We start from the raw sequence: 9,549 nt of genomic DNA on the forward strand, positions 1-9,549 counted from the left end.
GATCAAGGGATCGCTCCGCGCCGCCGAGCTGCGCTCGGAATTGTCGGCATCGATGTCGAAGGCCGAGATCGCCAAGGCGCTGCGCGAAGCGCGCGAATGGATGACGATGCACTGATTTTGCGGGGTAAGGCCCGAAAGCTCTTAAGGGACAAGGCCGCAAAAAGACGGCCGGTTAACCAGACCAAGAACGCGGCAGGTCAACGAACTCAAGCCGTGCGACAACACAGGGAAGCGAGCGGGTTCAGGCGCGCGGGGCGCCGGGAAGCTCGACTGCAAAAGCCGCGACCGGCTGGGACAAGGCCGGCGCGGCTTTTGCATTTGCGCAGTCTCCGGCTGTATGGGAACGGCGGCTTGGCCCAAGAACTCCCCGTCGGAATGAACCAAATCCCGATACATTGTGCTCTCGACAGTTCCGGCGAAGGGTGAAATTGTCCCGGCTCTCTGGAAGAAGCGTGGCCGGAACGGCCGCGCGCAAGTGGAGGAGTTCTATTGTCATGAAAAGATTGGGTATTTTGAGCGCGGCCGCATTGGGCCTGACGATGAGCGCATCGGTTGCCTTCGCCGACGACATCACGATTTCGGTGGTCGGCCCGATGACCGGGCAGCTCGCCAACATCGGCGACCAGTTCAAGCAGGGCGCGCAGGCCGCGGCGGATGCCATCAATGCCGCCGGAGGTGTCAACGGCAACAAGATCAAGATCGACATCCAGGACGACCAATGCGATCCGAAGCAGGCCGTGTCGGTCGCCAACCGTATCGTTGCCAACGGCGTCAAGTTCGTCGACGGCCATGCCTGCTCGGGCTCGAGCATTCCCGCTTCCGCCGTCTACGCCGAAGCCGGCACCCTGATGATGAGCCCGGCCTCGTCGAATCCGGAACTGACCGACGCCGCGGCCAAGGCCGGCTGGCCGACGATCATGCGCCTCTACACGCGTGACGATGCGCAGGGCGCTTTCATCGGTCCATGGATCGCCAAGAAATATGCCGGCAAGAACGTCGTCGTCCTGCACGACAAGAGCGCCTACGGTCAGGGCGTTGCCGATGCTGTCAAGGCGACCATGAATGCCGGCGGCCTCAAGGAGGTCGACTATGAAGGCATCAATGCCGGCGAGAAGGACTATTCGGCTTTGGTCACCAAGCTGAAAGAGCTCAAGGCCGACGTCGTCTATTTCGGCGGCTACCATCCGGAGGCCGGCTTGATCCTGCGCCAGGCAGCGGAGCAGAACGTCAAGTTCCAGCTGATCATGCCGGACTCGATCGCCTCGCCGGAATTCTGGCAGATCGCCGGCCCGGCCGGTGAAGGCACGATGTTCGTCTTCCCCTCGGATCCGCAGTCGAAGCCGGAAGCGAAGGAGGCCGTGGCCAAGATCAAGCAAGGCGGCTTCACACCGGAAGGTTTCACGCTGTTCTCCTATGCAGTGATCCAGGCGGTGGCCGAAGGCGTCAAGCGCGCCGGCACCGACGACCCGGCCAAGGTCGCCGAGGCGCTGAAGGACGGCAAGCCGATCAGCACCGTGGTCGGCGACGTGATCTTCGACGAGAAGGGCGACCTGAAGAACGCCAGCTACGACATCAACCAGTGGCACGACGGCAAATACGCGCCGATCAAGCCGTAATTCGTTCTGCAGATCGATTGGAAATGGCCGGGATTTGTCCCGGCCGTTTTCGTATGTGCCTTGGCACTGATTTGGAGGCCAGTTCGGCGCTCTACGGCGCCCCCTGGAGTCCTGCCGCCCCAGCCAGTTTGTCCCGTTGCCGATCCAAGGCGACCGGCAGCTCAGCCCCGTGCGTCCTCGAACCGCACCAGCACCGTGCCGTCGCTCACTTGCGCGCCTTCGGCCGCGATCTCGGCAATCACCCCATCATGGGGTGCGGCGATCGTGTGCTCCATCTTCATCGCTTCGAGGATTAGGAGCGGCTGGCCCTTGATAACGGTATCGCCCGCTGCCGCGCGCACCAGCTTGACCAATCCCGGCATCGGCGCGCGCAGGCTGTCCGACGCGGCCGCGGCCTCATCCGCCTTGGCCAGCGGATCCGGCACCGTGAATGTATATCCGACCGCTCCTTCGAACACCGTGACATGGCCCGGCCAGCGCGCGCTGCGCGGCATGCTCCTGAGGTCGTGCGCGTTGATCGCGTCATGCGGCGCCTCCAGCGCCACCTGGAAGCGGCCGTCAGGCCGCGCCGATACCCGGGCCAGGATGTTCTCCTCGCCGTAACGCAACCGGGTGCGGCGCGCCAGCGTATGGAAATGCGCGTAGCCGGCGAGCGAGGACCACGGATCGGCGGCCGGACCCGCCGTGCTTGCGTCGGTCGCTGCCAGCGCCGCCGCGGCGATCGCTTCATCGCTTGGCGGGGGAACAGCGACGAGAGCATCCTGATGCCGGCCGATCAGGCCGGTGTCGATATCGCCCGCCGCGAAATCGGCGTCGGCGGCGAGTGCTGCAAGGAAGGCGGTGTTGACCGTCGAGCCGGCAACTTCGGTTCGGGCCAGCGCCTTGCGCAGCGCGCCAAGCGCGGTGGTTCTGTCCCTAGCGTGCACCACCAGCTTGGCGATCATCGGATCGTAGAAGGGCGAGATCGCATCGCCGGCCCGCACGCCGGTCTCGATGCGCATGGCGGCATCCTCCGGCGGCGTGTCGGGGAATTTGAGATGATAAAGCGTGCCCGTCGCCGGCAGGAATCCCTTGGCCGCGTCCTCGGCGTAGATGCGCGCCTCGAAAGCATGTCCGGCAAGGGCGATCTCGTTCTGCGCCTTCGGCAGTTTTTCGCCGGCGGCGACACGAAGCTGCCATTCGACCAGATCGACGCCGGTGACCATCTCGGTGACGGGATGCTCGACCTGCAGCCGTGTGTTCATCTCCATGAACCAGAAGCGGTCGGCTTTGAGGGCCTCGGAAGCATCGACGATGAATTCGATCGTGCCGGCGCCCGAATAGCTGATTGCCTTGGCGGCCTTCACCGCCGCTTCCGTCATCGCCTTGCGCAGCGCCGGCGTCATGCCGGGGGCGGGCCCCTCCTCGATCACCTTCTGGTGGCGGCGCTGCGCCGAGCAGTCGCGCTCGAAAAGATGCACGACATTGCCGAAATTGTCGCCGAACACCTGGACTTCGATGTGTCGCGGCTTGTCGACATATTTTTCGACCAGAACGCGGTCGTCGCCGAAGGCAGCCTTGGCCTCGCGCCGCGCTCCGGACAGCGCCTCGGAGAAGTCGTCCGGATGGTCGACGCGCCGCATGCCCTTGCCGCCGCCGCCGGCGCGCGCCTTGATCAGCACCGGGTAGCCGATCTCGCGCGCTTTTGTGGCAAGCAGCACAATCTCCTGCGCTTCGCCGTGATAGCCGGGCACCACCGGAACGCCGGCCTTTTCCATCAACCGCTTGGCGGCATCCTTCAGCCCCATGGCGCGGATCGAGGCGGCGGACGGGCCGATGAAGATGAGGCCCGCCGCCGTCACCTGGTCGACGAAGTCGGGGTTCTCCGACAGGAAGCCGTAGCCGGGGTGGATTGCCTCGGCGCCTGTGGCAAGCGCCGCGGCAATGATCCTGTCGCCGCGCAGATAGCTGTCACCGACCGGCGAGGGGCCGATATGCACCGCCTCGTCGGCCATCTCGACATGCAGCGCTCGCGCGTCGGCATCCGAATAGACGGCGACTGTTCGCACGCCGAGCTTGCGCGCGGTGCGGATGACGCGGCAAGCGATCTCGCCGCGATTGGCGATCAGGATCTTGCCGAACATGGAGCATCCCGAGTTTGCGACGGGCAGCGCCAATTCGGCAGGCGCGGGCCTACTTCGATGCGGCGATCTCGCAGGCGCCGCCCGTAGTCACCTTGTAGTGCGCGCGCGTGGCCAGGCAGGATTTCATCGCCAGCTCTTCCGCAACCTTTTGGGACGGCGCATTCAGGTGTCCACCACAGATGATGTAAGACGACATGATCCGGGCATAAGGCGTGGTCGCGTAGGCTGAATGGCCGCTCGCCGCCAGATAGGCCTTGTATGCCCTGTTGCACGGATCCTTGGGATTGCGTGGGATGTAGGGTGGAAAGCGCTTGTCCCCCTCGCTTCCAGCCAGCGACCCGGCGACGACAGCGCCGCACGAGGCGCATATAAGCATTCCTGCAAGTATCGACGCGGATGCTTTCCGCAGATATTCTCGTATCATTTTTACCCCATCCCCATGAGACAATGCAGGATGAGCAATATCGAATATTTGCCGGCGTCGCTAGATGGTCACTCAACATTGTCGATCTCGTGAACGGGTGGAACGTCTTTGTCATAAAGTTCAGCCTCCCCCAATCGCAGCAACGGCTGAGCTGTATAGTCTGGCAGTCAGATCGTCGAAGCAGCAGAAAGTGACGGTCTCGGGGATGGCGTTTTCGCCTAGAAAAACAGCAACCGTGCCGACGGCTACTTCGGTAGCCTGATCTTTCGGATAGCCGTAGATGCCGGTCGAGATCGCCGGAAATGCTATCGTTCGACAGTCCTTACCGGTGGCAATCTCCAGCGAGCGCCGATAGCAGGAGGCGAGCAACTCCGCCTCGCTCTCGCCCCCGCCGTGCCAGACCGGGCCGACAGTGTGAATGACATAGCGCGCCGGCAGCCGGTAGCCTTTCGTCAGTTTGGCATCCCCGGTCCTGCAGCCGTTCAGCGTGCGGCATTCGGCGACCAGCTCCGGCCCGGCGGCGCGGTGGATAGCGCCGTCGACACCACCGCCGCCGAGCAGCGAGGAATTGGCGGCATTGACGATGGCATCGACCTTAAGCCTGGTGATGTCGCCGGTATGCACGCGGATCCTATCGCTGACGCCGCTCATCGTCACATCCTGAACACGCCGAACTTCGTTTCCTCGACCCCGGTATTGAGCGCCGCCGAGAGGCTGAGCGCCAGCACCTCGCGCGTCCTGGCCGGATCGATGATGCCGTCGTCCCAAAGCCTTGCCGAAGAATAGAGCGGGTGACCCTCATGCTCGTATTTCATCAGGATCGGCTTCCTGAATTTCGCTTCCTCTTCGGCGCTCCACTCACCGCCCTTGCGCTCGATGCCCTCGCGCTTGACCATGGCGAGCACCGTCGCCGCCTGCTCGCCGCCCATCACCGAAATGCGCGCATTCGGCCACATCCACAGGAAGCGGGGCGAATAGGCGCGGCCGCACATGCCGTAATTGCCGGCGCCGAACGAACCGCCGATGATCACCGTAAGCTTCGGCACGCGTGCCGTGGCGACCGCCGTGACCAGCTTGGCGCCGTCCTTGGCGATGCCGCCGGCCTCATACTTTCGCCCGACCATGAAGCCGGTGATGTTCTGCAGGAAGATCAGCGGAATGCCGCGCTGGCAGCAGAGCTCGATGAAATGCGCGCCCTTCAGCGCGCTTTCCGAGAACAGCACCCCATTGTTGCCGAGGATGCCGACCGGCATGCCGTGCAGATGCGCAAAACCGGTGACCAAGGTGGTGCCGTAATTCTGCTTGAACTCGTCGAACTCGGAACCGTCGACCAGACGCGCGATCACCTCGCGAACGTCATAGGGCTGGCGCAAATCAGTCGGCACGATGCCGTAGAGTTCATGCGGATCGTGAAGCGGTGATACTGGTTTCTGTAAGTTCAGGCTTACGGCCTTGTTCCGATTCAGGTTCTTGACGATGCGTCGGCAAATGGCCAGCGCGTGCTCGTCATCCATGGCATAGTGGTCGGCGACGCCGGAAAGCCTGGTGTGGACCTCGGCGCCGCCGAGCTCCTCGGCGCTGACGTCCTCGCCGGTGGCAGCCTTCACCAGCGGCGGGCCGCCAAGAAAAATGGTCGCCTGGTTGCGCACCATGATCGTTTCGTCCGACATCGCCGGCACATAGGCCCCGCCCGCCGTGCAGGAGCCCATGACGCAAGCGATCTGCGGGATGCCGGCTGCCGACATGTTGGCCTGGTTGTAGAAGATGCGGCCGAAATGCTCACGGTCGGGGAAGACCTCGTCCTGGTTGGGCAGGTTGGCGCCGCCGCTGTCGACCAGGTAGACGCAAGGCAGCTTGTTCTGCAGCGCGATCTCCTGCGCGCGCAGATGCTTCTTCACCGTCACCGGATAATAGGTGCCGCCTTTCACCGTCGCGTCGTTGACGACGACCATCACCTCCCGGCCTTCGACACGGCCGATGCCGGTGATGATGCCGGCCGACGGAATATCCTCGCCATACATCGACCATGCCGCGAACTGGCCGACCTCGAGAAAAGGCGAGCCGGTGTCGAGCAGTTGCGCCAATCTTTCGCGCGGCAGCAGCTTGCCGCGGCTTTGGTGGCGCTCGCGCGCCTCGTCCGAGCCGCCTCGCTCGATGCCCGCCGCCTTCTCGGCGATATCGTCGACCAGCGCCCGCATGCGCTCGGCATTGGCGCGGAAGGTTTCCGAGGAGGGGGAGATTTGGGTTTGGAGTGTGGCCACGTTATTCCTCACACCTCTTGATGCCGCAACGCAACCAGTGTAACAGCCCGCACCCGGATGCTGCGTGCGCAGCGCGGCATCTTTTGTACGAATGACACCTCAGGAGGCGACGATGAAAGGCATCGATATGCGTTTCAACAAATGTCTCCCCTCGGCCATGGCCTGACGCCGCCGAAGGGCGGCTTTCCACGTCCCGGATTCGAGCAAAAGGAACACGGCGCCTGCAAGCGCTGTGGGTGTCACTATGTATGTGCGGTTTGTAACGCCGCTGATCCATCCGAAGAGCCGGGTAGAGAGCGGCTTTTTCCATGCGTCCTGGTACTTGTACCGGAATGGCTGCCCGGACTGGATCCATGGCGAACTGGAGGATCAGTTCGACTGGTTCAATCGGCATTTGCCCATTCCTGGCCGGGTTGGGCGGCATTTCAAGCGCCGTGAGTCGATTTGGGGCGTCTGCTGGTTCCACCCGAACGCCAAGGAAGCCATCAGCCGTGCGCGCTATTGCGCCTGGCTGATCGAGGAGGGCGGCTTGCCTGTGCGCTCGATCACGTCCCGGCGCCAGCGTGAGGTTCTGTGGCGCGATGAGCATCAGATCGTCGCCAAGCCGACCGACGACCTGCCCAAGGCGTTCGGCTGAGGTGACGGAGGGAGACATCACACTCCCTCCGCCATGATCTCGCGGCCGATCAGCCAGCGGCGGATCTCGCTGGTGCCGGCGCCGATCTCGTAGAGCTTGGCGTCGCGCAGAAGCCGCCCGGTCGGATAATCGTTGATATAGCCGTTGCCGCCGAGCAGCTGGATGGCATCGAGCGCCATCTGCGTCGCCTTTTCGGCCGCGAAGAGCACGCAGCCGGCGGCGTCCTTGCGCGTGGTCTCGCCGCGGTCGCAGGCACCGGCCACGGCGTAGACATAGGCGCGCGCCGCGTTCATCGTCGAATACATGTCGGCAAGCTTGCCCTGCACCAGCTGAAAACTGCCGATCGGCTGGCCGAACTGCTTGCGCTCATGCACGTAAGGCACCGCCACGTCGAGGCAGGCCGCCATCAGCCCGATCGGCCCGCCGGAGAGCACGGCGCGCTCATAGTCGAGGCCCGACATCAGCACCTCGACGCCGCGCCCTTCCTCATGCAGCACATTCTCGAACGGCACCTCGACATTCTCGAAGACGAGCTCGCCGGTGTTCGAGCCGCGCATGCCGAGCTTGTCCAGTTTTTGGGCCACCGAAAACCCGGCAAAGGTTTTTTCGATGATGAAGGCGGTGATGCCGCGCGAATTGCGCTCCGGATCGGTCTTGGCATAGACCACCAAGGTCTCGGCATCGGGTCCGTTGGTGATCCACATTTTCGAACCGTTGAGCACATAGCGGTCGTTGCGCTTTTCGGCGCGCAGCCGCAGCGACACGACGTCCGAGCCTGATCCGGATTCCGACATTGCCAGCGCGCCGACCTTTTCGCCCGAGCAGAGCGCAGGGAGGTATTTCTCCTTCTGTGCCGGCGTTGCCCAGCGGTTGATCTGGTTGACGCAGAGATTGGAATGCGCGCCGTAGGAGAGGCCGACCGAGGCGGATGCGCGGGAAATCTCCTCCATCGCCACGACATGCGCGAGATAGCCCATACCGCTGCCGCCGAACTCGGGATCGGCGGTGATGCCGAGCAGGCCGAGCGCGCCGAGCTCCCCCCACAGATGTGCCGGGAATTCGTTGGAGCGGTCGATATCGGCCGCGATTGGCGCGATCCTGTCTTGTGCCAAGCGCCTTACGGTATCGCGCAACGCCTCGATGTCGGCATCAAGCCCGAAGTTCAGCGTATTCGTATACATGGCGTTCCTCCCGGCGCATGACCCCGAAATCGACTTCGATAAGGATAATGCGCGAAATCAAAGTGCCACGGCCTCCTTTGCGCGTCGGACGGGACGCGTTGCGCTGCCGGCGCCGATCTTCGCGCCGACGAGCCGCCTTGTCATCGAAAGATATGTCGTGGTGACTTCAGAGATCGACAGCCGCTCGCCCGGACGGAACCAGACGATGACGCCGGTCATCATCTGGATCAGCGCCATGGCGGTCAGGCCGACATCATCGATCTCGAAGATGCCGGCTTCGGCGCCGTCGCGCAGGATCGCGCGCAATTCCTTCTCATAGGCCGTGCGCATCTTGAGGATCTGCGTCAGCCGCTCATGCGAGAGGCTGCGCAATTCCATGTTGGAGACATGGGTGGCGCGGCGCCGCTCGATATGGAAGGCAATGTGGTTCTCGACATAGGCGGCGAGCCGCGCCGCCGGATCGGCCGCTGCCGGGCGCGCGTCATCCCAGGCCTTGAGCAGGCCTTCCATATGCTCGCGCATCAGCGTGAACAGCAGATCCTCCTTGGTGGGAAAATAGCGATAGAGCGCGGCGGCCTGCACGCCGACTTCGGTCGCCAGCTGGCGCATCGACATCGCCTCATAGCCGAGCCGCGCGATCAGGCCGACCGCCGCCTCGCGAACGGCCGCCTCGGTTTTTTCGCCATCTGAACCCGTGGTGCGTGCCATGTTTGCCTCTGCGAAGCAGATAATAAAACGAACGTTCAATTAATTCAAGCGGGCAAGCGAAGGTGTTCAGGCCGAAGGGCAATGGCCTGCACTCGGTCTGACGCAAGCCTCGGCTGGATCTGTAGAGCGGAGCGACTTAATCGCCGCGGAAAGCGCGGCTCGCCTGATCGGTCAGGGGCTTAAGCAGATAGGAAAGCACCGTGCGGTCGCCGGTTCTCAGGAACACCTCCGCCGGCATTCCCGGCTTCAGTTCCAGCGATCCCGCCTGTTTGAGGCTGCTTTGCGTCAGCACGATGCGCACCGCGTAATAGGCGACCCCGGCTTTCTGGTCCTCGATGAGGTCGGGCGAGATACGGTCAACCTGGCCCTCGACTTCCGGCGTGATCTGCTGGCTGAAGGCCGAAAGGCGAAGCGTGGCGTTCTGTCCGATGCGCACCTGGTCGATGTCCTGCGGCGCGACGCGCGCCTCGACCACCAGCGCGTCGGCGCTCGGCACGATCTGCATGATCGCCTCGCCGGGCGCGATCACGCCGCCGATCGTGTGCACGGCCAGCTGATGCACCCGGCCCGATTGCGGGGCGCGGATATCGATCTGCTTC

General features: G+C 63.7%; 9 protein-coding genes and 1 pseudogene. 3 read left to right on the forward strand and 7 right to left on the reverse strand.

Going from position 1 to position 9,549, the window contains the following annotated elements; genetic code table 11:
* Both EOA60_RS07525 and EOA60_RS07530 read left to right on the forward strand, forming a co-directional pair.
* Positions 1–115: pseudogene (locus EOA60_RS07525) on the forward strand (sel1 repeat family protein); the annotation flags it as partial.
* Positions 116–494: 379 nt separating this feature from the next.
* On the forward strand, positions 495–1,616 hold the full coding sequence (locus tag EOA60_RS07530; protein WP_067321025.1) for an ABC transporter substrate-binding protein: 1,122 nt from the start codon (positions 495–497) through the stop codon (positions 1,614–1,616).
* 161 nt (positions 1,617–1,777) lie between these two features.
* On the opposite strand, the gene EOA60_RS07535 is transcribed toward EOA60_RS07530, so the two are convergent.
* The 4 genes from EOA60_RS07535 to EOA60_RS07550 all read right to left on the reverse strand — a co-directional run bounded on the left by EOA60_RS07535 (position 1,778) and on the right by EOA60_RS07550 (position 6,424).
* On the reverse strand, positions 1,778–3,739 hold the full coding sequence (locus EOA60_RS07535; RefSeq protein ID WP_128311204.1) for an acetyl/propionyl/methylcrotonyl-CoA carboxylase subunit alpha: 1,962 nt from the start codon (positions 3,737–3,739) through the stop codon (positions 1,778–1,780).
* A gap of 49 nt (positions 3,740–3,788) precedes the next feature.
* Positions 3,789–4,163, reverse strand: a complete 375-nt coding sequence (locus EOA60_RS07540) for a hypothetical protein (protein ID WP_067321032.1) — start codon at positions 4,161–4,163, stop codon at positions 3,789–3,791.
* Positions 4,164–4,283: 120 nt separating this feature from the next.
* Entirely contained in the window at positions 4,284–4,814 is a 531-nt protein-coding gene (locus EOA60_RS07545; RefSeq protein WP_095823697.1) for an O-acetyl-ADP-ribose deacetylase, read from the reverse strand.
* A gap of 2 nt (positions 4,815–4,816) precedes the next feature.
* Positions 4,817–6,424, reverse strand: coding sequence for a carboxyl transferase domain-containing protein (locus tag EOA60_RS07550; protein ID WP_095823696.1), 1,608 nt, complete (start codon positions 6,422–6,424; stop codon positions 4,817–4,819).
* Between the two features lie 244 nt (positions 6,425–6,668).
* On the opposite strand from EOA60_RS07550, the gene EOA60_RS07555 reads away from it, so the two are divergent.
* Entirely contained in the window at positions 6,669–7,061 is a 393-nt protein-coding gene (locus EOA60_RS07555) for a hypothetical protein (protein ID WP_066997523.1), read from the forward strand.
* Between the two features lie 17 nt (positions 7,062–7,078).
* On the opposite strand, the gene EOA60_RS07560 is transcribed toward EOA60_RS07555, so the two are convergent.
* The 3 genes from EOA60_RS07560 to EOA60_RS07570 all read right to left on the reverse strand — a co-directional run.
* A complete protein-coding gene (locus EOA60_RS07560; RefSeq protein WP_095823695.1) occupies positions 7,079–8,242 on the reverse strand; it encodes an isovaleryl-CoA dehydrogenase in 1,164 nt (387 codons plus the stop codon).
* Between the two features lie 57 nt (positions 8,243–8,299).
* The gene (locus EOA60_RS07565) at positions 8,300–8,950 is read right to left on the reverse strand and encodes a TetR/AcrR family transcriptional regulator (protein WP_127334918.1); all 651 of its coding nucleotides are present in this window, start codon (positions 8,948–8,950) and stop codon (positions 8,300–8,302) included.
* A gap of 136 nt (positions 8,951–9,086) precedes the next feature.
* Positions 9,087–9,549: HlyD family efflux transporter periplasmic adaptor subunit (locus EOA60_RS07570; RefSeq protein WP_128311206.1), on the reverse strand; the 463-nt coding region annotated here is incomplete at its 5' end.

The sequence above is a fragment of the Mesorhizobium sp. M1A.F.Ca.IN.020.06.1.1 genome (genome assembly GCF_004023265.1).
Taxonomy (GTDB): domain Bacteria; phylum Pseudomonadota; class Alphaproteobacteria; order Rhizobiales; family Rhizobiaceae; genus Mesorhizobium.